General features: G+C 56.8%; 24 protein-coding genes. 7 read left to right on the forward strand and 17 right to left on the reverse strand.

What is annotated here, in order from left to right; translation table 11 throughout:
* Positions 1-95: 95 nt before the first annotated feature.
* The 7 genes from CUC55_RS20780 (at position 96) to CUC55_RS20810 (ending at position 8,975) form a co-directional block, all read left to right on the forward strand.
* Positions 96-491 (forward strand): endonuclease domain-containing protein, encoded by a 396-nt coding sequence (locus tag CUC55_RS20780; RefSeq protein WP_103089014.1) that lies wholly within the window; start codon positions 96-98, stop codon positions 489-491.
* Entirely contained in the window at positions 488-1,363 is an 876-nt protein-coding gene (locus tag CUC55_RS20785; protein ID WP_103089015.1) for an ABC transporter permease, read from the forward strand. The genes CUC55_RS20780 and CUC55_RS20785 overlap by 4 nt, the downstream gene beginning before the upstream one ends.
* On the forward strand, positions 1,360-2,232 hold the full coding sequence (locus CUC55_RS20790) for an ABC transporter permease (RefSeq protein WP_067644591.1): 873 nt from the start codon (positions 1,360-1,362) through the stop codon (positions 2,230-2,232). Before CUC55_RS20785 ends, CUC55_RS20790 begins: the two co-directional genes overlap by 4 nt.
* A 22-nt stretch (positions 2,233-2,254) precedes the next feature.
* A complete protein-coding gene (locus CUC55_RS20795) occupies positions 2,255-3,247 on the forward strand; it encodes an ABC transporter substrate-binding protein (protein ID WP_103089016.1) in 993 nt (330 codons plus the stop codon).
* A 373-nt stretch (positions 3,248-3,620) separates the two neighbouring features.
* Positions 3,621-4,763, forward strand: coding sequence for an efflux RND transporter periplasmic adaptor subunit (locus tag CUC55_RS20800; RefSeq protein ID WP_425352898.1), 1,143 nt, complete (start codon positions 3,621-3,623; stop codon positions 4,761-4,763).
* A gap of 13 nt (positions 4,764-4,776) precedes the next feature.
* A complete protein-coding gene (locus CUC55_RS20805) occupies positions 4,777-8,103 on the forward strand; it encodes an efflux RND transporter permease subunit (RefSeq protein ID WP_103089018.1) in 3,327 nt (1,108 codons plus the stop codon).
* A gap of 239 nt (positions 8,104-8,342) precedes the next feature.
* A complete protein-coding gene (locus tag CUC55_RS20810; RefSeq protein WP_067645578.1) occupies positions 8,343-8,975 on the forward strand; it encodes a Crp/Fnr family transcriptional regulator in 633 nt (210 codons plus the stop codon).
* A gap of 23 nt (positions 8,976-8,998) precedes the next feature.
* Here CUC55_RS20810 and ureG read toward each other — a convergent pair whose 3' ends face one another.
* The 17 genes from ureG to urtB all read right to left on the reverse strand — a co-directional run bounded on the left by ureG (position 8,999) and on the right by urtB (position 23,069).
* Complete coding sequence (ureG, locus tag CUC55_RS20815) at positions 8,999-9,610, reverse strand: urease accessory protein UreG (RefSeq protein ID WP_103089019.1); 612 nt, start codon at positions 9,608-9,610, stop codon at positions 8,999-9,001.
* A gap of 46 nt (positions 9,611-9,656) precedes the next feature.
* Complete coding sequence (locus CUC55_RS20820; protein ID WP_067644578.1) at positions 9,657-10,328, reverse strand: urease accessory protein UreF; 672 nt, start codon at positions 10,326-10,328, stop codon at positions 9,657-9,659.
* 3 nt (positions 10,329-10,331) lie between these two features.
* The gene (gene ureE, locus CUC55_RS20825) at positions 10,332-10,811 is read right to left on the reverse strand and encodes an urease accessory protein UreE (protein WP_103089020.1); all 480 of its coding nucleotides are present in this window, start codon (positions 10,809-10,811) and stop codon (positions 10,332-10,334) included.
* A gap of 115 nt (positions 10,812-10,926) precedes the next feature.
* Positions 10,927-11,718: a GGDEF domain-containing protein gene (locus tag CUC55_RS20830; RefSeq protein ID WP_157940993.1), complete on the reverse strand. Its 792-nt coding sequence runs from the start codon at positions 11,716-11,718 to the stop codon at positions 10,927-10,929.
* 412 nt (positions 11,719-12,130) lie between these two features.
* Positions 12,131-12,667, reverse strand: a complete 537-nt coding sequence (locus CUC55_RS20835; RefSeq protein WP_067644572.1) for a peroxiredoxin — start codon at positions 12,665-12,667, stop codon at positions 12,131-12,133.
* A gap of 161 nt (positions 12,668-12,828) precedes the next feature.
* The gene (ureC, locus tag CUC55_RS20840) at positions 12,829-14,538 is read right to left on the reverse strand and encodes an urease subunit alpha (RefSeq protein WP_103089021.1); all 1,710 of its coding nucleotides are present in this window, start codon (positions 14,536-14,538) and stop codon (positions 12,829-12,831) included.
* A 103-nt stretch (positions 14,539-14,641) separates the two neighbouring features.
* A complete protein-coding gene (locus CUC55_RS20845; RefSeq protein WP_067644566.1) occupies positions 14,642-15,079 on the reverse strand; it encodes a lysozyme inhibitor LprI family protein in 438 nt (145 codons plus the stop codon).
* Positions 15,076-15,432 carry a GFA family protein gene (locus tag CUC55_RS20850; RefSeq protein WP_067644565.1) on the reverse strand — a complete coding sequence of 119 codons (357 nt, stop codon included), beginning with the start codon at positions 15,430-15,432 and terminating at the stop codon, positions 15,076-15,078. The genes CUC55_RS20845 and CUC55_RS20850 overlap by 4 nt, the downstream gene beginning before the upstream one ends.
* Positions 15,433-15,434: 2 nt before the next feature.
* The gene (locus CUC55_RS20855; protein ID WP_067644563.1) at positions 15,435-15,740 is read right to left on the reverse strand and encodes an urease subunit beta; all 306 of its coding nucleotides are present in this window, start codon (positions 15,738-15,740) and stop codon (positions 15,435-15,437) included.
* A gap of 17 nt (positions 15,741-15,757) precedes the next feature.
* Entirely contained in the window at positions 15,758-16,015 is a 258-nt protein-coding gene (locus CUC55_RS20860) for a DUF1272 domain-containing protein (RefSeq protein ID WP_082760146.1), read from the reverse strand.
* Positions 16,016-16,026: 11 nt separating this feature from the next.
* Positions 16,027-16,329, reverse strand: coding sequence for an urease subunit gamma (locus tag CUC55_RS20865; protein WP_103089022.1), 303 nt, complete (start codon positions 16,327-16,329; stop codon positions 16,027-16,029).
* 76 nt (positions 16,330-16,405) lie between these two features.
* Entirely contained in the window at positions 16,406-17,233 is an 828-nt protein-coding gene (locus CUC55_RS20870) for an urease accessory protein UreD (RefSeq protein WP_067644559.1), read from the reverse strand.
* Positions 17,164-18,372 (reverse strand): CE1 family esterase, encoded by a 1,209-nt coding sequence (locus tag CUC55_RS20875; RefSeq protein ID WP_067644557.1) that lies wholly within the window; start codon positions 18,370-18,372, stop codon positions 17,164-17,166. The genes CUC55_RS20870 and CUC55_RS20875 overlap by 70 nt, the downstream gene beginning before the upstream one ends.
* A 255-nt stretch (positions 18,373-18,627) precedes the next feature.
* Positions 18,628-19,323 carry an urea ABC transporter ATP-binding subunit UrtE gene (urtE, locus tag CUC55_RS20880; protein ID WP_103089023.1) on the reverse strand — a complete coding sequence of 232 codons (696 nt, stop codon included), beginning with the start codon at positions 19,321-19,323 and terminating at the stop codon, positions 18,628-18,630.
* A gap of 214 nt (positions 19,324-19,537) precedes the next feature.
* Positions 19,538-20,299 (reverse strand): urea ABC transporter ATP-binding protein UrtD, encoded by a 762-nt coding sequence (urtD, locus tag CUC55_RS20890; RefSeq protein ID WP_103089025.1) that lies wholly within the window; start codon positions 20,297-20,299, stop codon positions 19,538-19,540.
* A 5-nt stretch (positions 20,300-20,304) separates the two neighbouring features.
* Positions 20,305-21,456: an urea ABC transporter permease subunit UrtC gene (gene urtC, locus CUC55_RS20895; RefSeq protein WP_103089026.1), complete on the reverse strand. Its 1,152-nt coding sequence runs from the start codon at positions 21,454-21,456 to the stop codon at positions 20,305-20,307.
* Entirely contained in the window at positions 21,453-23,069 is a 1,617-nt protein-coding gene (urtB, locus tag CUC55_RS20900; protein ID WP_103089027.1) for an urea ABC transporter permease subunit UrtB, read from the reverse strand. Before urtB ends, urtC begins: the two co-directional genes overlap by 4 nt.
* Positions 23,070-23,103 lie beyond the last annotated feature (34 nt).

Consider the following 23,103-nt stretch of genomic DNA (forward strand, 5'->3'; position numbering starts at 1 on the left):
CCAATGAAACCTCGGGGACGCAGCATGGTTTCTCCCCCCTTGTGGGGGAGATGGCCGGCAGGCCAGAGGGGGAACGCCGCAAGACGCTACCGGTAATGGGGAGGCAACGCACGGCGCATTCGAATATCGAACTCAAAACGCGTCAGCGTGCCAAGACCTTGCGCCGGGAAATGACGAAAGCCGAACGGGTCATGTGGGATATTCTCCGGGATTTCCGCTCCAGAGGCGCACGGTTTCGGCGCGAAACACCCATTGGGTGTTATATTGCGGACTTCGCCTGGCTGTCTGCCCGTTTCATCATAGAAGTCGATGGCAATAGCCATGAAACGACGCACGGTCGGAAACACGACATCNAAAGAGATGTTTTTCTCGCATCTCAAGGCTTTACGGTGCTGAGGTTCGATAACAGTCAGGTCATCGATAACCCCGACTACATTGCGATCTCACTGGAGCAGGCCCTCTGCAAATGTCTGGATCGGGGCCACCCATGACCACCCTCCGGCACCGCATCCTACCTGTCCTCACCATCCTTCTCGCCATCCTCATCATCTGGCACATCGCCGTCGTCTATCTCAACATGCCCTTTGCGCGCGATCAGGCCACTAGGGCAGGACAGCAGTTGAGCTTTGCCGAACTGCTGCCGCAGACCTTTGCGCAGGAACGCCCGGTGCTGCCTGCCCCGCACCAGATCATTGCAGAATTGTGGGATAAGACCGTCAACAAGGCCATTACTTCCAAGCGCAGTCTTGTCTATCACGCGGGCATCACACTGTCGGCGACGCTGCTTGGTTTTGCCATCGGGACCGTGCTTGGCATCCTGTTGGCTGTCGCCATTGTCCATAACCGGGCGATGGATCGCTCTGTCATGCCGTGGATCATTGCCAGCCAGACGATCCCCATTATCGCAGTGGCACCGATGATTATCGTCGTGTTGAACTCCATCGGCATTTCCGGCTTGCTGCCGAAAGCGCTGATTTCGACCTACCTCAGCTTCTTCCCCATCGTGGTCGGCATGGTGAANGGGCTCCGCAGCCCTGAGAGCATTCAGCTGGATCTGATGCACACCTATCATGCGGCGCCGTCGCAAATCTTCTGGAAGTTGCGGTGGCCGTCTGCCCTGCCCTACCTCTTCACCTCGCTGAAAATCGCCGTCGCCATCTCGCTGGTCGGCGCCATCGTTGGAGAACTGCCAACCGGCGCCGTCGCGGGTCTCGGTGCGCGGTTGCTGTCCGGCTCCTATTATGGCCAGACGGTACAAATCTGGGCCGCTCTGTTCATGGCAGCAGCCGTCGCTGCCATTCTCGTATCGGTTGTCGGCATCGCGCATACGGCCGTGCTTAAAAGAATGGGAGAGCGGCCATGAGCAATCCCAGTTGGGTCATCGCCGCGATCTTCTTTTGGCTTGCCGCTTGGGCGTTGAACGAATGGCTGGTGCGCCAGCGTTTCCAAACACCGGCCGCAAAACGCGCCAGCAGCATTGCGATACCACTCATCTTCGGCGCTGCCATCATCGTATTGTGGGAAGGCATGGTGCACGGCTTTGCCATTCCCTCTATCTTGCTGCCAGCGCCCAGCGCGATCTTCCTGCGCCTGATCAATTCCATTCCCATCCTCTGGGCGGATTTCCGGCAGACGTTTCTGAAAGCGGTGCTGACGGGATATGTTCTGGGCTGCGGCTTGGGCTTTGCCATGGCCATCATCATCGACCGCTCGCCCTTCCTGCAACGCGGACTGCTACCAATTGGCAACTTCGTCTCGGCCTTGCCGGTGGTCGGCATTGCGCCCATCATGGTCATGTGGTTCGGCTTCGACTGGCAGTCCAAGGTCGCCGTTGTCGTCATCATGACGTTCTTTCCCATGCTGGTAAACACGGTGCAGGGGCTGTCGGCCTCCAGCCACATGGAACGAGACCTGATGCACACCTATGCTGCGAGCTGGTGGCAGACGCTGGTCAAGCTGCGCCTGCCCGCGGCATGGCCTTTCATCTTCAACGCCCTGAAGATCAATTCCACGTTGGCGCTGATCGGTGCCATCGTGGCCGAGTTCTTCGGCACGCCCATCGTGGGCATGGGATTTCGCATCTCCGCCGAAATGGGCCGGAGCAATGTGGATATGGTTTGGGCCGAGATTGCCGTTGCGGCAATCGCGGGTTCCGGCTTTTACGGGTTGGTGGCGCTGGCAGAGCGCGCCGTCACCTTCTGGCATCCGTCCGTCCGCAGTGGACGCACGTAAACAACGAAAAAAGGGAACAGCGATGNAAAACAGACTTGCATCCATGCTTCTGGCCGGAGCAACGCTGATGACGGCGTTCGGCGCACAGGCCGCCGAAAAGGTCACACTTCAGCTGAAATGGGTCACGCAAGCCCAGTTCGCCGGTTATTATGTCGCCAAGGACAAAGGATTTTATGAAGCAGAAGGGCTCGATGTCGAGATCAAGCCGGGCGGCCCGGATATTGCGCCTGCCCAGGTTCTGGCCGGTGGCGGCGCTGACGTGGTGGTCGACTGGCTGCCTTCTGCACTGGCCACCCGTGAAAAGGGCGTGCCACTTGTCAATATCGCCCAGCCCTTCAAGAAATCCGGCATGATGCTGACCTGCCTCAAGGAAAGCGGCATCACCAAGCCTGCGGATTTCAAGGGCAAGACGCTCGGCGTCTGGTTCTTCGGCAACGAATACCCCTTCCTGTCATGGATGGCGCATCTGAAAATCCCAACCACCGGCGGTGCCGATGGCGTGACCGTTCTGAAACAAGGTTTCAACGTCGATCCACTGTTGCAGAAGCAGGCCGCCTGCATTTCCACCATGACCTACAATGAATATCTGCAGGTGCTGGAAGCGGGCGTGAAGGCAAGCGACCTCGTCACATTCAAATACGAAGACGAGGGCGTGGCCACGCTGGAAGATGGCCTTTACGTACTGGAAGACAAGCTGAAGGATGCCAAGCTCAAGGAGAACATGGTGAAATTCGTGCGCGCCTCCATGAAGGGCTGGAAGTGGGCGGAAGAAAACCCCAATGATGCCGCCGATATCATTCTGGNAAACGATGCCTCCGGCGCCCAGACCGAAGCACACCAGAAGGGCATGATGACTGAGGTTGCCAAGTTGACGGCAGGCTCCACCGGCGCGCTTGATAAGGCGGATTACGACCGCACGGTCAAAACCTTGCTGGGCGGCGGTTCCGACCCCGTCATCACCAAGGAACCGACGGGCGCGTTCACCACCGAAATCACGGATGCCGCTCTGAAATAGGCTGCTACCAACCAAGGCGCGCAAAGTGTCGCGCCTCGGACCACCGTCATTCGCCAGCCTGTTCAGCGATATTCAACGCGGCACATTCGTTCCATTAGTGAGACGGATTGAATTAACCGCTGTGACGAACTACATTCCGCAACGACATGCTCGGATATTTGCCTCGCAGTAGACTTGGCCCCTTGAGAGGGGCGGGTTTTGTGGAGGACGCAGACATCTGCGAGGTGAGTGCAAGAGATGTCACCCTACTTTCTTGCATTCATCGTTGCATGACCGTCATAGACACAAAGTGTGCATGAAGGACGTGCGATCCGACCTTGGAACGGACAGGCACATGCATCGCAATACACTCGCAACCCGGCTCTCGGTTTTGATGGTCTCGGCTCTCTTTGTGCCTGGCCTGGCGAACGCGCAGGGTGGCGGCGACCGCAAGAACCTGCCCTCCATCGTCGTCAGCGAAGCAATCAAGCGCGACCTCGTGGACCGTGTCGTGGCAACAGGAACCCTCAAACCGGTTGATGAGATTTACGTGCAGCCGCTGGTGGACGGCCTGTCGGTCGAAAAATTGAATGTCGATATAGGCGACAAGGTCGAGGCCGGTGCCTCACTTGCCGAACTGTCGAAAGACAGCCTCATTCTACNAAAAAGCCAGCTGCAAGCCAACAGGGCAAAGGCCGAAGCCACAGTCGCCCAAAGCAAGGCGCAGGTCATCGAGGCGCAGGCCAATTACGACGACGCCGTTCGCCAACGTGACCGGGCGGATCGCCTCGGTAAATCCGGCTCTGGTTCGGTCTCTCAGGTCGAACAGACCGCTGCCGCTGCCGATGTGGCACAAGCCCGCCTTCAGGCCTCCAGACAGAATGTGACCGTCGGTGAAGCCGACATCAAGGTCGTGGATGCCCAGATAGAAGACATCGACCTCAAACTGTCGCGCACAAGCGTCAAGACACCGGTTGCGGGAATCGTATCGGCAAAGAATGCCCGTGTCGGTGCCATTGCCAGCGGCAGCGGAAATCCGCTCTTTACCGTTATCAAAGACAACGCGATCGAACTCGTTGCCGATCTCTCGGAAACCGATATCCAGAAAGTTCAGGTCGGGCAAAGAGCCATCATCACGGTGGCGGGTGGTCGCAACAAGATCGAAGGCAAAGTGCGGCTCGTGTCGCCCACGGTCGATGCCACCACGCGCCTCGGCTCCGTCCATATCCTGTTGCCAACGGACAGCCCTGCCCGCGCTGGCATGTATGGCAGCGCCGAAGTGGTGATCGCCTCCGCCAATGCTTTGGCACTCCCCCTCTCCGCAGTGACATCCGGCCGCGATGGATCGACCACCAGACGTGTTGAAAATGGCGTGGTCAAACAGGTGGCTGTCGAAATCGGTATTCAGGACGGTGGCTTCGTGGAAATCAAAAACGGGATTTCAGCGGGCGACGTGGTCGTCGAAAAAGCAGGCGCATTCGTGCGCGATGGTGACAAGATCAACCCGGTCCCGGCTGACGCCGCAGCCTCGAACTGACTGAGAGAACACCATGAACTTTTCCGCATGGTCCATCCGCAATCCGATTGCGCCGCTGCTTTGCTTCGCCTTGCTGCTGTTTTTGGGCGTCAAAGCCTTCTACGATCTGCCGATTACACGCTTTCCCAATATCGACGTTCCCGTGGTGGCGATCACCGTCACGCAAAGCGGCGCTTCGCCTTCCGAGCTTGAAGCGCAGGTCACCAAGGAAGTCGAAGACGCGGTTGCCTCCATCAGCGGCATCGATGAGATACAGTCAACGGTCACCGACGGTCAGTCGCTGACCACGGTTCTGTTCCGTATCGAAAAACCAACGGAAGAAGCCGTTCAGGACACCAAGGACGCCATCGATAAAATCCGCAGCGAGTTGCCTGCGGATATTGAAGAACCTGTTGTCAGCAAGATCGATGTCGAGGGACAGGCGATCCAGACTTTTGCCGTTTCCTCGCCCAACATGACGCTGGAAGAGCTGTCCTGGTTCGTGGATGACACAATCAAGCGGGCGCTTCAGGGCCAGTCGGGCATCGGCAAGATCGACCGTTACGGCGGTGCCGACCGTGAAGTACGCGTGTCTCTCAACCCAGCCAAGCTTGATGCGTACGGCATCACCGCATCAGATGTGAACGCTCAACTGCGCGGCACCAACATCGATCTCGGCTCCGGTCGCGGACAGGTGGCAGGTAACGAGCAGACGATCCGCACCTTGGGCGATACCCGTGATGTGGCGCAGCTTTCCAACACCACCATTTCACTGTCCAACGGTCGCTTCGTCAAGCTGTCGGAACTCGGAAAAGTTACCGACACCTACGAAGAGCCGAAATCCTTCTCGCGCTTCAACGGCAATCCGGGCGTCACCTTCGCCGTCTTCCGCTCCAAGGGCGCGAGCGAAGTCTCCGTTGCGGAAACCGTCGCGCAAAATCTGGATAAGGTGCGCGCAGAGCACCCCAACGTCTCCATCGAAATGGTCGATGACGCCGTCTACTTCACATATGGCAACTATGAGGCAGCCCTTCACACTCTGGTGGAAGGCTCCATTCTCGCGGTCATTGTGGTGCTGCTGTTCCTGCGAAACTGGCGCGCGACCCTGATTGCTGCCGTGGCGCTCCCCTTGTCAGCCATCCCAACCTTCTGGGTCATGGATGTGCTGGGCTTTTCGCTCAATCTCGTCAGCTTCCTGGCTCTGACGCTGGCGACCGGTATTCTGGTCGACGATGCCATCGTGGAGGTGGAGAACATCTCCCGCCACATAAAGATGGGCAAATCGCCCTATCGCGCCTCGCTGGAAGCCGCCGATGAAATTGGCCTTGCGGTGATTGCTACCAGCTTCACCATCATCGCCGTCTTCGTGCCGGTTTCCTTCATGCCGGGCGTACCCGGCCAATACTTCATCCAGTTCGGCCTCACCGTGGCATTCTCGGTGTTCTTCTCGCTGATGGTCGCGCGCCTCATCACGCCGTTGATGGCCGCTTACCTCATGCGGTCCGATGATGCCGTAGATGACCACCACGATAATGATGGCTGGCTGATGAAATCCTATACGCGGATGGTGACGGCAACCACCAGCAGATGGTGGGCGCGTTACCTCACACTGCTCGGCGCCATCGGCTTCCTCGTCGGTTCGATCATTCTCCTGAGCGGTGTTCCCGGCAGCTTCCTGCCGCCGGATGATGCATCGCGCGTCGTGCTTTCCATCGAGCTTCCTCCCAATGCAACGCTGGAAGAAACCGATACGACGACGTCGAAAATCTATCAGGCAGTAAAAGGCATCAGCGGCGTCGAGAGCGTCTTCATTCTGGGCGGCGCCTCGCCGAAGGGCGATCTGGAGCTGCGGCGCGCAACGGTGCGCGTCATTCTTCAACACATCGACCACTCGCTGGTGAAAACGCTGGTCAATGATGGATTGGGCTCGATACCGCTGATCGGCCAGTATCTTCCGAAAGTCGACGACAACGGCAGAACACGTCCGCAATGGGATGTGGAGCGGGACATTTTCGCCAGTGTAAACACCATTCCCGACGTGCGCATCATCAAGCTGAATGACCGCGCCGAACGCGAACTCAGCTTCAATTTCCTGTCGTCAAGCGAAGAGGATTTGCAGAAAGCGGTTGGCATTCTCGAAACGAGTCTTCGCGCTTCGCCCATCCTCGTCAATGTCAGTTCGGAAGGCGCGCTTCCGCGTCCCGAACTGCAGATACGCCCGCGCAAGGACGAGATCGCGCGCCTCGGCATCACGCCACAGCAAATATCGCAGACTGTACGTGTGGCCACCATCGGTGATATCGACGCGCAATTGACGAAGATTTCGCTCGATGACCGACAGATCCCCATCCGCGTTCAGGCATCGCTCGATGTCCGTCGTGATCTCGCAGCCATCCGCGCGCTAAAGATCAAGACTGCGACGGGTGCCACCGTTCCGCTCTACAGCGTGGCCGACATCGACTATTCGGAAGGTCCAAGCTCCATCAAGCGTAACGACCGTAACCGCGTGGTGTCCATAGGCTCAGATGTTCCCTTCGGCACGGCGCTGGACACGTCATCGGCCGAGTTCAGGCGCATCGTGGCGGAAACGCAATTGCCCGCCACCGTGCGTCTGGCCGAAAGCGGAGACGCCAAGGTGCAGGGTGAAATGCAGCGTGGCTTTACCAATGCCATGCTGCTCGGTCTGCTGCTGGTGCTGGTCGTTCTCATCCTGTTGTTCAAGGATGTGATCCAACCCTTCACCATTCTGTTCTCGCTGCCGCTGGCGATTGGCGGCGTGGCGGTTGCGCTAATCATTACTAACAACGCCCTGTCCATGCCCGTCCTCATCGGCATCCTGATGCTGATGGGTATCGTCACCAAAAACGCCATTCTTCTGGTGGATTTCGCCATCGAAATGCGCCGTCACGGTATGGAACGGGTCCATGCCATGGTAGAAGCTGGCCGCAAGCGCGCCCGCCCGATCATCATGACCTCGATTGCCATGTCGGCAGGCATGCTGCCGTCTGCCCTCGGCGTCGGTGAAGGCGGTTCGTTCCGCTCGCCTATGGCCATCGCGGTCATCGGCGGCATCATNGTCTCGACGGTTCTGTCACTTGTCGTCGTCCCGGCCTTCTTCCTCATCATGGATGATCTGTCGCGGTTGCTTGCCCATCTCTTCGGTCGCTTCATAGGCAAGAAAGAAGAAGAGCATCCGGTTCTGTCCAACGAGAAACTGTCTGAAGCGGCAAGGACCAATCAAGACACCTTGTCGGGCCTCGAAGAGCGTCTGGCAAGCATCGAGCAGAAAAACGGAACGGGCCAGAAAAACAACGGCAATTCCAACAATGTCCTGCGCCTCCCCCCACTTGCGGCAGAGTGAAGCGATAGTTCGAAAAACCACAAGACGCCGGGCACTGCTCGGCGTTTTTTATTTGCTCCACCTCTGAAAAATCGCACGAGTTGATCGAAATCAATTTAGCGTAGACCCCAACTGCTATCGTCTCCACCATCAGCGTCAAACGGGTCATCAGGCACGTCTCAGCCAGGCCATTGTTGGGGAGCGAAACAGGCGTGAGCACGATCATCCGAAATGTAGNAAAAAATGGTACTTTTCTGCACATGCCTCTCATTGCTGCAATTGACGGCGTCACGACAGCAACGCTGATGGACGTATCAAGCGTGCTTACCCTGCCGTACCGTAGCATTCTGTTTCGCGAGGGTGATGTTGCAGAACATCTATTTTGTGTTTTGAACGGCTACATCCGTCTTTACCGTCTGAGCAAGGATGGACGCGAAGCTGATGTGAGAATATGTGGCCCCGGCGATACGTTCAATGAATGCCTGATTTTTGGTGCCGACCACTATCATTACAATGCGCAGGCGGCAGAAAGCTGCACGCTCGCGCGTTTCGAGCTGAGCCATCTGAGAACCATGATCGAGAAAGAGCCGCAGGTGGCAAAGGCCATTCTGAAAAGCCTTTCCCGAAGCCTGCTCTCGACCATGGACAGCATGGCCAACGACCGCCTTCAGACAGCGCCGCAACGTGTGGCAAACTATCTCATCGCGCAGTGCCCCGGCGGCGCAACCTCATATTCGCTGCGCTTGCCGTTTCAAAAAAGTGTTCTCGCAGGCAAGCTCGGCCTTGCACCGGAAGCGCTATCGCGCGCATTTTCCAGCCTTCGCGACGCCGGCGTCATCGTGCGGGGACGTATCGTTCAGATCAAGGATATCGTGGCGCTGAAACGGATTTAGTCCGCCTCGGCAGCGATCGAACGTTACAAACCGCCGTGCTGCTTGAGGAAGTCAACGATGGTGCCCACGCCCTCGCCACGCTTCATATCGGTAAAGACGAATGGCATCTGCTGGCGCATACGGGTCGCATCATTGTCCATGACGTCAAGATCGGCTCCAACGTAAGGCGCGAGATCCTTCTTGTTAATGACCAGCAGGTCGGAGCGCGTGATGCCAGGCCCACCCTTGCGCGGGATTTCCTCACCCTGACAGACCGAGATGACATAGATCGTGATATCTGCAAGATCAGGCGAAAACGTCGCGGCCAGATTATCGCCACCGGATTCGATGNAAATGACGTCCAAATCGGGAAAGCGTTCATTGAGGCCGGCAATGGCCTGAAGATTGATGGTCGCGTCCTCCCGGATGGCCGTATGCGGACAGCCGCCGGTTTCTACACCTACGATCCGCTCGGACGGCAGCGCCTGCATACGCACCAGTGCTTCGGCGTCTTCCTTGGTGTAAATATCGTTGGTGACAACGGCAACCGAATAATCGGTACTCATGGCCTTGCACAATTTTTCCGTCAGAGCCGTTTTGCCGGAGCCGACAGGTCCACCGATACCGACCCTGAGCGGACCATTTCCCGATTTCATTCCATTTCCCTTCAAGATGATTCTTANTTTCATAGAGTTTCGAGGCTTATGAGCGGAATAGACGTGTGTGCTGTATCTCGTGGCGCATCGATGCCGTGTCTGCAAGAATTGTCGCGGAGCCCAAGTCATCCAATGTCGACGCAGTCGTACGGTCTGCAACAGACGCGATATCTGCTTCCAATTGCGCGAGAATGGCCACACCGTCTTTCTGGCCTGCAACACCCAGCCGAATACCGGCAGACACGAACTGTGACACGCCGGAATGAAGGTATGCCGCCAGCGTGTCCTCAAGGCCGACGCCATGAGCCGCAGCTATGGCACCCACCGCGACAGGATAGGGCGCTCCCTTCGGAAGGCGGCTGAAGACATCATGCGGCCAAGCGGTGGCGGCGTCCATGAAGGCCTCGCCCAGCAAAACCGTTTCACGGTAGCGCTCCGCAGAACCAGCCAACGCCTGCGCAAGCGCTGCCAATTTGGCCAAGTCCCCAGCATCGTCATGGCACCGCCAGGCTTGCGCCAGGAGAACAGCGTCGTTCCAAAGCGTTCCACGATGCAAAAGCAGGCCAATCCAATCGCGAAGATCATGGGCGTTCGCAAGACGCCTGTCGTTGACCGCGCTTTCCAATCCACCGGAATAGGAGAATGCGCCAACGGGAAAAGCGGGCGACATCCACGCCAGCAGGCGCAATAACGCATCGACGCTACGCTTGGCTGTCATCGATCAATCATGGCTGTGGTGGCTGTGATCGTGACCATGCGAATGNCCACCGTGGGCATGATAGGCGCCGCTCGCAGGCTGGAACGGCTCTTCCACCTCACGCACAGTGGCACCAAGACCTTCCAGCATCGAACGGATCACATGGTCGCGAAGGATCAGAATGCGGCCTTCTTCAATCTGAGCCGACAGATGGCGGTTGCCGAGATGCCAAGCGAGTTCGATGAGGTGGAGTGTGTTTTTTGCCGTCACTTCGAAAAGCTTCTCGTCGGCTGCGCGAACCTCGATCAGATCTCCANTTTCGATGACCAGCAAATCGCCATGCGCAAACAGCACCGGCTCTTTCAGGTCGAGCATGACCATCTCGTCATTCTGAAGATGCAGCAGCTTGCGGCGCAGGTGTCGCTGGTCATGGGCAAGGGTAACGTAGCCGGTCGGTTCGTCCGCAGGCGTGCCGGCGGGAAGATAGGATTGTACGCGCAGCATAATATTTCCAGGGTGAGTTTATGTCTCTGTGAAACTTGGATGATCGAGAGATCGAATGCAAGTCACCGACGATAAAATGCCTCGCCCTACACAGCCTGTTCGGCCCCGAAGCCGATTAGGAAGCTGCGAGCAATGTCGACTTGAGTTGATCAACTGCCTGTGAAAGTTGCAATTCTTCTTCGTGACAAACACAATTGCGTCCAGACGCCTTGGCCAGATATAGCGCCTTGTCAGCGGAGGCAAATGTATCGTGTTTGGAGCGAGATGGCTCGATATCCGCGACACCAACGGAAACCGTGGTCTGCAACTGTGTTCCATTAAAATTGATCGTCAGGCAAGACACGCGAATGCGCGCCAGTTCGATCAGGATCAGGCGATCCTTGCGCTTCCCGCCACGAACGATCACGGCAAACTCTTCGCCACCAAGCCGCGCTACACAGTGAAATTCACCGAATACATCCTCGATGGCGGCGGCGGCTCTTTTGATGACAATGTCACCCGCGGCGTGCCCATGATTATCGTTGATGCCTTTGAACCTGTCGAGGTCAAAGATAGCCAGCGACGCGTCGTTCTCGACTTCATCGAAGCACTGGTTGAAAGCTCTTCTGTTCGCCAGACCAGACAAAGTATCTGTTTTGCTCAGACGTTCGAATTCAGCATGCGATGCGTGCAACTTGCGGATCGCTTTTCCGATGACCGAGCACATAACTCCCGTGACGATACCGCCGACGATCCAGGCCATGATGACGCTGTGGACCAATGCTTCCAGCAGCGGCAAAGGCAAAACATTGAAAAAACCCGCAATGGCGATAACGACGCAGCTGACCAGCACGGATAGGATAATGGAAATGAACACCATTTTGGCGGCAAACGTGCGGAGATTCTGACCTTCGCCAGGGTCGCTCAAACTCATTTCTAATGAAACAAATTTCCTCAAACGGTCAGTCATCACACCCCACCCTTGTATGACATAATCGATAGTGATCAGAGATTGGTTGGTCGTAAATGAAATTCCTAAAATTTTAACTACCAGAGGTATATTTGTAGGATAGTTTTACGGTGCACGTGTAAGCTAGATGTAAGGGTGCGTCAGAGTGCCACGGGCATCAAACCCTTGAAACCCGGCACATGCCGATCATTTCATTCTTTAGTCTAATGACAAACGGCGGGGTCAGCAGGCGGCGGAGGTTTCAGCCGTATTATATANTTTTTTAATTAAACAATATCTCAGTCGTTAATATTTTCGAACTCTAAAACAACATCNAAAAACATAGAGACCCGGAATCGCTTCCGGGTCTTCACATCGGCATTCATCAAATTCAGGCCGCTATGCGAGCCTTGAGATTTTCGAGAATATTCTGCGGTGAGGAAACTCCATAGGGATCGCTTTCGCAATTGTCCGAATAACCCTCTTCCTCGAACCATTGCTCGACTACGCCATCGTTGACGATGGCGGCGTAACGCCAGGAGCGCATGCCGAAGCCTAGATTATCCTTGGCGACCAGCATTCCCATCTTGCGCGTGAATTCGCCTGAGCCATCAGGGATGACCTTGACGTTTTCAAGGTTCTGGCCTTTAGCCCATGCGTTCATGACGAAGGCGTCATTGACCGACAGGCAGTAGATTTCATCAATACCCAACGCGCGAAACTCCGGCGTCAGCTTTTCGAAATCCGGAAGTTGGTAAGTAGAGCATGTTGGCGTGAAAGCGCCGGGTAGAGAAAACAGAACGACCTTCTTGCCCTTGAAGTAATCGTCGGATGTCAAATCCTGCCAACGGTAAGGGTTTGGGCCGCCAACGGCCTCATCGCGAACACGCGTGCGAAAGGTGACGGCAGGCACTTTTTTACCGAGCATGANTTTCTCCTGTGCGAGTGTGTCGTGTGAAAAGCCTTGGGAACAATTCACCTCTAGAACTGACCTTGTTGCGATACCGCAAAAATGTTTGCAGTGCAGCAAAAACTTGGCACCGCAGGGCAGTCATGCACAAGAGGAAATGCTTGCGCGTCAGATGATCACTAGAACAGGAAGTATCGCTGCGCCATCGGCAGAACCGTGGCCGGTTCGCACGTCAGAAGCTCACCATCTGCGCGCACTTCATATGTCTCGGGATCGACTTCGATATGCGGCGTCAGGGAGTTGTGGATCATGGAAGCCTTGGAAATACCACCGCGCACATTGCGCACCGCCAGCAGTTTCTTTGCAACACCCAGGCGCTGCACAATTCCGCCGTCCAGCGACGCCTGGGAGACGAAAGTCACGGAAGAATTGGTCAGCAGCTTGCCATGCGCGGCAAACATCGGCCGGTAATGCATCGGCTGCGGGGTGGGGATCGACGCATTCGGGTCGCCCATAGGCGCTGCGGCAATAGAGCCGCCCAACAGCACCATTTCCGGCTTCACACCGAAAAATGCCGGGTTCCAAAGCACGAGATCGGCGCGTTTTCCGACTTCGACGGAGCCGATCTCATGGCTGATGCCATGGGCGATAGCGGGATTGATGGTGTATTTGGCGATGTAGCGGCGAACACGGAAATTGTCGTTCTCGCCCGTCTCTTCTTTCAGGCGGCCACGCTGGCGCTTCATTTTGTCCGCCGTCTGCCAGGTGCGGATCGCCACTTCGCCGACACGTCCCATGGCTTGACTGTCAGATGNAATGATCGAAAACGCGCCCAAATCGTGAAGAATGTCTTCGGCAGCGATGGTTTCCTTGCGAATGCGGCTCTCCGCAAAGGCAATGTCTTCAGGAATGGATGGCGAGAGGTGATGGCACACCATCAGCATGTCCAGATGTTCTGCCAGCGTATTGATGGTGTAGGGGCGAGTCGGGTTTGTGGAAGACGGAATAACGTTGGGATTGCCGCATATCTTGATGATGTCAGGCGCATGCCCGCCGCCCGCCCCTTCTGTATGGAAGGCGTGAATGGTGCGTCCGTTGATGGCCGCGACTGTGTCTTCCACGAAGCCACTTTCATTCAGCGTATCAGTGTGGATCATCACCTGCACATCGAATTGATCCGCAACAGTCAGGCAGTTGTCGATGGCAGCGGGCGTCGTGCCCCAATCCTCGTGCAGTTTCAGCGACGAGGCACCTGCGAGAATCATCTCTTCAAGCGGTGCCGGTAGCGAGGCGTTGCCCTTGCCAGCAAGAGCAAGGTTCATTGGAAACGCATCGAAACTTTCGATCATGCGCTCGATATGCCACGCGCCCGTGCAAGTGGTCGCCAGCGTTCCATGCGCGGGGCCGGAGCCGCCGCCCAGCATGGTGGTGACGCCGCTCATCAGCGCTTCCTCGATCTGCTGCGGGCAGATGAAGTGAATATGCGCATCCATGCCGCCAGCGGTCAGGATTTTGCCCTCACCGGCAATCGCCTCCGTCGATGGGCCGACGATGATGGTCACGCCCGGCTGCGTATCGGGATTGCCCGCTTTGCCGATGGCAAAAATGCGCCCGTCCTTCAAGCCCACATCCGCTTTGTAAACACCGCTATGATCGATGATCACCACGTTGGTGATGACGGTATCGACGGCACCCTCAGCCCGCGTTGCCTGACTTTGCCCCATGCCATCACGAATGACCTTGCCGCCGCCAAACTTAACCTCTTCACCGTAGATGGTGAAATCCTTCTCGATCTCGATGAAGAGTTCAGTATCGGCCAGACGAACCTTGTCGCCGACTGTTGGGCCGAACATGCTGGCATAGGAAGCGCGGGAGATCTTGTAAGGCATGGAAATCAGGCTCCTTGGGAAGCGGAGAAAAGCGATAGACTAAAGATGCCGGCAGGGCGGCCATTGGCTTCTGATATCGACAGATGGGCGACACTCACCACCATCAGAAACCTTCCGAAAGCTCGCGTAGTTCTTCGGCGCGCTTGGTGCTCATATCGGCAAGGCAGGAGGAAACGAGCATCGGCTCCATCGATCCGCCGCGGGCTTGAAAACCGGACGCTTCGCAGTTCGCATCACGAAACTCTACCCAGGCGCGCTGGGCAGCAACGAGTGCTTCGACCGCACCTTTGCTGTCATCATCAGCACTCTTGTCCCAATCGCCCATCTTTTTGCGAACCTGCTGATAGGCCTTGTTCAGATCCTTGTCAGCCTTCTCATAATCGAGAGCCGCGCAGCTGTTCATATCGCTCTGTGTCGTCGGTTCGGCACAATTCGGCGTGTCCTGGGCGCGGGCATCATCAACGAATGTGGAAGACGACAACGCCCAGCAAAGCAACGCAAGGCCACATGAGAAGCGGAACGTCCTGATACCAGAGGTCATACGGACGCACCGTCATAGGCATGCGATTTCAGCGCGCGGGATTCAACGCCATCGAGACAATTGGCATTGACCGCGACGACGTCACTGCCGTCAGGCGCTGTGGCGTAAGCAAAGCTTTCGATGCCGCAATCGCCGCAGAAGAGGTGGTGAATTTGCTTTTTGTTGAAGAGATATTCTTTCAGGTGATCTTCACCGGAAAGCAGCGTGAATTTATCCTTTGGCGCGAAGGTCAGCACAGAGCCAAGACGTTTGCAGCGAGAACAATTGCACGTCACCGTCTTGTCCAGGTCGGCATCGACTTCAAAGCTCACCGCACCGCACTGGCAGCTTCCATGATAATGTTCTGTAGCCATTGTCACAGCCTCCCCATGACGAGTTTGCGAAAACCGTAGACTTCCCGCTTGCCGGAAAGCGGAACCAACGTCACTTCGCGCTTCTGGCCGGGCTCAAACCGAACTGCGGTTCCGGCGGGAATATCCAGGCGCATACCGTGCGCCTTGTCACGCTGGAAATCCAGAGCGGCATTGGTTTCCGCAAAGTGGTAATGGCTGCCGACCTGAACCGGCCTGTCGCCAGTATTGGCAACTTCGATCGTTATGGTGGGCTGACCCGCATTTAGCTCGATCTCACCCTCTGCCGCAATGACTTCACCTGGAATCATGANTTTTTCCTTTATCGTCACGCCGCTTTGACCGGTGCGCAGCCTTCTGCTTTCAAGACACGTTTTGTCGACGCCGGATTATTGACCAGTTTTGACGCTGGACGCACCGGACGCCGCACCAGTTCGCCACTGCAATTGGGGCATGTGCCGTTCAGCACGGATGTGGCGCAGTCACGGCAATAGGTGCATTCAAACGAGCACATCATTGCATCGAGGCTATCGGGCGGCAGGTCTCTGTCACAGCATTCGCAGTTTGGGCGAAGGTCTAGCGCCATGGTACCGCTCCTCAGCGAATGGGTTCGTGGACAGTCACCAGCTTGGTGCCATCGGGAAACGTCGCTTCAACCTGCACGTCATGGATCATCTCGGCGATGCCCTCCATGACCTGATCACGGGTGATGACATGCGCGCCAGCCTCCATCAACTCCGATACGGCACGGCCATCGCGCGCACCTTCCACGACGAAATCGGNAATCAGGGCAATCGCTTCGGGGTAATTCAACTTGACACCGCGCTCCAGACGGCGACGGGCCACCATTGCGGCCATGGAAATCAGAAGCTTGTCTTTTTCTCNGGGGGTGAGGTTCATCGTCGTCCCGTTTCTAGAGCGCCATGCGTTCTTTATAACGCATAAAGGACGCTCGAACTCTTATTCAATTCGCGCATCAGAGATTCCAGACTTTCGGCACTGGCGCGCCATTTCGCAAGAGCGAAATGATCGGAAACAGCATTTTTCTCAATGTGAAGCCATCTGGCGCAGAAACTCTAACCACGAGCTTTCCCTGCCATTCACTGGCACCGCCGGAAGAACCCAGTATATCGCGGATTTTTGGAAGGAGCGCCTCCCCGAGAGGACCGATATAGAACAGGGTAGCGAACGCCACCTGACCGGAGAGAACAGAGGCCGTCTTCGTCAGTTCGCCGATGTTCCCATCAAGACGAAGCTCTTCGGCATGGATGAGCTTGCCGCCGTGGCGAATGCGCCATCGGTCGCGTAGCAGGCCCTCTTTCATCGCTTCCCCCATGGCCTGACGTCCGAGGAGAATGGCTTCGACGGCAATGAACTCGGCGGAAGCATCGATATCGACTTCCAGCCTGCGGGTTAGCGAGGCACGGTCGAACAGAATGGTTTCCTGGGGTAGCCAATGCAGTTTAGCGCCGGGGCCAACTGTGATGCGGGCAGTAACGGCTGCTGTGCCAGCGCCTGCCTTATAGACTTTTTCACAGGCCTGCGTGGTAACCACGAGCGATGTGCCAGCACCCGCGACGGCCTGCCACTCCAATTCATCACCGCCGGTCAAGCCACCGGAGGAATTGATGAGGATCGCTTCCATTTCATTGGAGAATGTATCGGGTAGCCTGATTTTGGCACAGCCTTCCTGAAACAACTGGTCCAGACGGCTGCGCCCGTTCAGGGCTTTTGTTACAATGCGTCCTCGGCCACGGGCACGTTGCGGACGGGGTTGCTCAATACTTTGCTGGTCTGGCTGCACGTCGTCTCCGATGCATTCGCGGATGCGGAAACCGCTTTCACAGAGCAATCTGCCTTTGACGTTGCATCGACAACCATCTGCCCTTCCGTATTCTGGAAGAAGTCCCACATTCTTTCGGCTGCATCAATCTGTCGAGCCGTATCACCTGTGGAGATTTTACGATCAACGGCTGGCTGCACCTTGCCGGCGACATCACTCGTCGGCTTGCGCATGACGGCTGCGGCAGAGGCGATGACCTCTGTCTTCATCGTGGCGCGTGGCCATGCGTGGTCCCAGGCATCGATGACGTATGAGTGGATACGCGCACCGCTCTTGCAAACATCGTAGGAGTTGAAGGTGAAACTGTCGGTTGCCTTGCTCTTCGCGCCACCCTTGCAGCCATCCATCTCGGCCCAGCGCTTCAAGGCCGTTTCGCCGCTATACTGCCAGTAGGCCTTGCCGCCGCCTTGATAGGGGTTGGCCGGATCCTTCAAGCCTGCGAAAGCGATGATCGACATTGGCTTTGCGGGTGCGCAACTCGCAGTATCCGGCACCCACTTGCCAGAGTTTTCAACGGGAGAGCCTGCGCGCAACGAAGCAACGAAGCCGGCTGCTGTGAAATCCCGATTACCACTGCAGATGAACTGCGACAGCATGCGTCCGCCGCCGGAATATCCAGAGCCAAAGAAGCGCTCTTCATCGACGCAGAATTTAGATTTTACCATCGTAATGGCATCGCGAATGAAGCCGGGCTCATCAAGCCCGCCCTTGCGCGTGGTCACCCCCGGCACGTTCCAGGCATGGGTACCAGGAAGATCGCCATCAAGACTGCCTTGAAGTGCAACCACGACAACGCCCTGGCGTTCGGCCAGTTTGTCCCAGCCGCTACGATCAATCTGTCCGTTGGGGTTGCTGTTGCTTCCATGAAAATCAAAGACGACGGGCAATTTCTTCTGTCCATCATAAGAAGACGGAACAAAATAGACGCCGGTGCGTTTTGAACCTTCAGACGTCAGCGAAAACGCGTGACGGCCCGGTTCCATATTCTGACCGCAGCTTGAGGCTAATGCTGCGGCGCTCATGCCTGTGAGTATGGCAAAGCTCGCAACGAAAACGCGAAGCGGGCGGGCAGCACGGACAAACCGGCTGGAAGCAGTCATTGATATCATCAGCACGCCTTTATTGGCACAGTCTCCCGACACTATGCCGGAAAATGCGTGGAATGTAAGGGTTTGACGGAGCGCGGCATACGGATGTTGAACCACTGTGTCTCGTACGCTGCATTTTGCGTGGAAATAACACAACTCTATACTCAAGGAAACGCTTAAACTGCGCATGAATGCCATGCAAAGATGCATGAGTATTCACAATATTGTTTGAATTTTATCTCTTCGTGATCGTAAAGGCGCCATANTTTACACCGTCAGATGCCGTCTTGCCTCTGGCGTATCCAATGTTTCAGCCAGGCCTTGGTGAACGATCTCGCCCCTGTCCATGATATAGACGTAGTCCGCAAGCTCTCGGCAAAAATCCAGATACTGCTCGACCAGCAAGATCGCCATGCCGGTGGAATCCCGCAAATATTCGATCGCCCGGCCAATATCCTTGATGATCGACGGTTGAATGCCTTCGGTCGGTTCGTCCAGAACGAGGACTTTCGGGCGCGTCACCAGCGCACGACCGATGGCAAGTTGCTGCTGTTGACCGCCCGAAAGGTCTCCACCTCGACGCGAGAGCATGGATTCTNAAACGGGAAACAGGCTGAAGATATCATCGGGAATAAAACGTTCTTTGCGTGGCAGCGGCGCGTAGCCCGATTGCAGATTTTCCTGCACGGTCAAAAGCGGAAAAATCTCTCGCCCCTGCGGCACATAACCGACACCACGCTTGGCGCGCTGGTAGGGCGCAAGACCATTGAGACTTTCGCCGCCGAAGCTGATCGTTCCACCACTTGTCGCGTGCTGACCTGTGACGGCGCGCAACAATGAGCTTTTACCCACGCCGTTGCGACCAAGCACACAAGTGATCTTGCCCATTTCCGCGTTCAGCGAAATGCCACGCAAAGCCTGCGCTGCGCCATAATGAAGATTGATGTTGTCGACGCTTAGCATGATGTCGCTCCCATTATGGTTTTTGGGTGTGGCTCACCCCCCTCTGCCCTGCCGGGCATCTCCCCCTCGANGGGGGAGATCCAAATGCCGCTCGCACGCTGCCAAATTTGCAACGTTCGAAAGAGATTCGAGGTCAACTCCGAGCCGATCTNCCCCCTTGAGGGGGAGATGCCCGGCAGGGCAGCGGGGCGTGTCACGCGCGCGAACCTCACCATCATCGCCCCAAATAATTCTCGATGACCTTCGGGTCGTTCGACACGAAATCGATCGACCCTTCAGCCAGCACCGAGCCCTCCGCCAGACACGTGACCTTCACGCCGAGGTCGCGAATGAAGCCCATGTCGTGTTCGACCACCACCACGGATCTGGTCTTGGCGATTTCCTTGAGCAGCACGGCCGTCTCTGCCGTTTCCGCGTCTGTCATACCCGCCACGGGTTCATCCACCAGCAGCAGCTTCGGCTCCTGCGCCAGAAGCATGCCGATCTCCAGCCACTGCTTTTGACCATGTGAAAGGTTGGCCGCCAGAGAATCGCGACGGTGGCCAAGGCGGACGGTGGCAAGAATTTCTTCGATTCGCGCCTTGTCGTCTTTCGTCAGCGTGTAGAACAGCGTGGCGAAGACACCGCGCTTGCGGTTCAGCGCCAGCTCCAGATTATCCCAAACGGTGTGGCTCTCGAACACAGTCGGCTTCTGGAATTTCCGGCCAATGCCGAGCCGGGCGATATCGGCCTCGTCCNTTTTGGTGAGATCGATGCTGTCCTCAAACAGCACCGTGCCACTGTTGGGGCGCGTCTTGCCGGTGATGATGTCCATCATCGTCGTCTTGCCCGCCCCATTGGGCCCGATGATAGCCCGCAGTTCGCCGGGCTCGACCACGAAGGACAGCGAGTTCAGTGCCTTGAATCCATCGAAGGAGACCGACACGCCATCCAGATAGAGCAGGCTTTTCGTTCTGNTTTCAGAGACCGTATTCATATCCGTTACTCCGCTGCCTGTTGCGCCGTCTTGGCAGCTTCAGTGGACGCCACCTGCCGCTTCTCGCGCCGCCCTGCCAGATGGTGCTGGACAGTACCGACAATGCCCTTGGGGAAAAACAGCGTGACCGCGATGAACAATCCACCCAGCGCAAACAGCCAGAATTCAGGGAATGCCCCGGTGAAATAGCNTTTGCCACCATTGACCAAGACAGCACCCAGGATCGGCCCGATCAGCGTGCCGCGCCCGCCGACTGCCGTCCAGACCACGACTTCAATGGAATTGGCTGGCGAGAACTCGCCGGGATTGATGATGCCGACCTGGGGCACGAACAAGGCTCCAGCAATACCCGCCATCATGGCCGAGACGACAAAGGTGAAGAGCTTGATGTTCTCAACCCGGAAACCCAGGAAGCGCACGCGGCTTTCGGCATCACGAACGCCCACCAATACCTTGCCGAATTTGGAATTGACGATGCCGGAGGCGATCATCAGGCACAGCGCCAGCATGATGGCCGTCATGGCAAACAGAACCGCACGCGTACCATCCGCCTGCACGGAAAATCCGAGAATATCCTTGAAATCCGTCAGGCCGTTATTGCCGCCGAAACCCATGTCGTTGCGGAAAAAGGCCAGCAGCAGCGCATAGGTCATCGCCTGGGTGATGATCGAGAGATAGACGCCATTGACTCGAGAGCGGAAGGCGAGCCAGCCGAACACGAAGGCCAGCAAACCCGGTACCACCAGCACCATCAGCATGGCAAACCAGAACATGTCGAAGCCATGCCAGAACCACGGAAGTTCCTTCCAGTTCAGGAAGACCATGAAATCAGGCAGAATGGGGTGACCATAGGTGCCGCGCGTGCCGATCTGCCGCATCAGATACATGCCCATGGCATAACCGCCGAGCGCAAAGAACGCGCCATGACCGAGCGAGAGAATGCCGCAATATCCCCACACCAGATCGAGCGCCAGTGCCAGAATGGCATAGGACAGATACTTGCCCAGCATCGACATGATGTAGGTCGGAATGCGAAACGCACTGTCTGCGGGCAAGAGCAGATTGGAAGCGGGCACCAGCAGCGCAATGGCCAGAATGATGCCGATGGCAATGGAGATGCGGCGGTCGAGCGCGCGAAGGAGAAAGCCGGTAATCATGCTTCGATCGCCCTTCCCTTAAGTGCGAAGAGACCACGGGGCCGCTTCTGGATGAACAGGATGATGAGGACGAGGACGAGAATCTTGCCGAGAACCGCACCGACCGTCGGCTCAAGGAATTTGTTGAGTACGCCGAGCGTCAGCGCCCCGACAAACGTGCCCCAGAGATTACCGACGCCGCCGAACACCACCACCATGAAGCTATCGATGATGTAGGACTGGCCAAGATTGGGCGAAACGTTGTCGATCTGTGAGAGCGCAACACCAGCCAGCCCGGCGACGCCGGAGCCGAGCGCAAAGGTGAAAGCATCGACCCACGGTGTGCGAATACCCATGGACGATGCCATGCGCCGGTTCTGCGTCACGGCACGCATTTGCAGACCGAATGCGGAGCGCTTCAAAAGCAGAAGCAGGGCGAAAAACACCGATAGCGAGAAGCAGACGATCCAGACGCGGTTCCAGGTGAAGTTGAGATAACCGACACTGAAGGAGCCGGACATCCAGCTGGGATTGCCCACCTCGCGGTTCGTTGGCCCGAATATGGAGCGCACCCCCTGCTGCAAGATAAGAGAGATACCCCATGTCGCCAGCAGGGTTTCCAGCGGGCGGCCATAGAGAAAGCGGATGACGCCACGTTCCATCACGAGGCCCACAGCACCCGTAACCAGAAACGCCACAGGCAGCGCAATTGTCAGCGACCAGTCGAACATACTAGGGTAATTGCTGCGGATCACCTCCTGCACCATGAAGGTGGAGTAAGCACCGATCATCACCATCTCGCCATGCGCCATGTTGATGATGCCCATCACGCCAAAAGTAATGGCAAGGCCAATGGCCGCAAGTAGTAGAACGGAACCAAGCGACAGGCCGTACCAGATGTTCTGTCCAGCGTCCCAGAGCGCAAGCGTGCTTTCGATATGGGAAATCGCGGCATCGACATCGGGTTTCAGGCTGGCGTCGGTAACAGGCGCAGCAGCCATCAGGATGCTGATTGCACCGCGTCCACCCAAACTCCTGATGGTCTCGATGGCAGCGCGCTTTTCCTCAATGGAGCGATCAGAGGCCAGCAGCGAAACGGCGCGCGCTTCTTCCATGCGAGTACGCACCTGGGCATCCATTTCCTTGGCAAGAGCCGCTTCCAGCAATTGCAGGNTTTCAGCGCTCGGCGCTTTCAAAACGGCGTCGGCGGCAGAAAGACGAACGGATTTGTCGGGGCTGAGCAGCGTCAAGCCACCAAGGGCTGCGCGAATGACACGGCGAAGATTATTGTTGACCCTGATCTTGGTCACGGCAGCCTTTGGCACCTCGCCAGCACTGACCCCCGTCAAAGGATCGATCAGCGTGAAATTGGCCCCAGCGACTTTGGCCATGNAAACCAGATTGTCGGCCTTGCGGACGTAGAGATCACCCTCGGCATAGGCTTCCAGAGCGGGCACCACACGCGGGTCTCCGGTTGCGGCAATCTGTCCGGTCAGCGTTTCAGCCTGCTTGAAGTCGGCGGTACCCAGCGCATCTATCAGCGCTTTGGGATCGCTTTGTTGGGCGAAGGATGGAGCGGCGATCCCAAGCGTCAGCCATAGAAACATGGCTCGAAGAAGAAATCGGATCGTCATGTCAGCTCCTCAATTTACGGTGCTTCAGTGTGGG

The sequence above is a fragment of the Agrobacterium bohemicum genome, assembly GCF_002896715.1.
GTDB classification, from domain to species: Bacteria; Pseudomonadota; Alphaproteobacteria; order Rhizobiales; family Rhizobiaceae; genus Agrobacterium; species Agrobacterium bohemicum.

Coding starts and splice junctions, on each gene's coding strand:
- CUC55_RS20790 (WP_067644591.1), top strand. CDS start 1,360: ATGAGCAATCCCAGTTGGGTCATCGCCGCGATCTTCTTTTGGCTTGCC.
- CUC55_RS20810 (WP_067645578.1), top strand. CDS start 8,343: ATGCCTCTCATTGCTGCAATTGACGGCGTCACGACAGCAACGCTGATG.
- CUC55_RS20820 (WP_067644578.1), bottom strand. CDS start 10,328: ATGACAGCCAAGCGTAGCGTCGATGCGTTATTGCGCCTGCTGGCGTGG.
- CUC55_RS20835 (WP_067644572.1), bottom strand. CDS start 12,667: ATGCTCGGTAAAAAAGTGCCTGCCGTCACCTTTCGCACGCGTGTTCGC.
- CUC55_RS20845 (WP_067644566.1), bottom strand. CDS start 15,079: ATGACCTCTGGTATCAGGACGTTCCGCTTCTCATGTGGCCTTGCGTTG.
- CUC55_RS20850 (WP_067644565.1), bottom strand. CDS start 15,432: ATGGCTACAGAACATTATCATGGAAGCTGCCAGTGCGGTGCGGTGAGC.
- CUC55_RS20855 (WP_067644563.1), bottom strand. CDS start 15,740: ATGATTCCAGGTGAAGTCATTGCGGCAGAGGGTGAGATCGAGCTAAAT.
- CUC55_RS20860 (WP_082760146.1), bottom strand. CDS start 16,015: ATGGCGCTAGACCTTCGCCCAAACTGCGAATGCTGTGACAGAGACCTG.
- CUC55_RS20875 (WP_067644557.1), bottom strand. CDS start 18,372: ATGACTGCTTCCAGCCGGTTTGTCCGTGCTGCCCGCCCGCTTCGCGTT.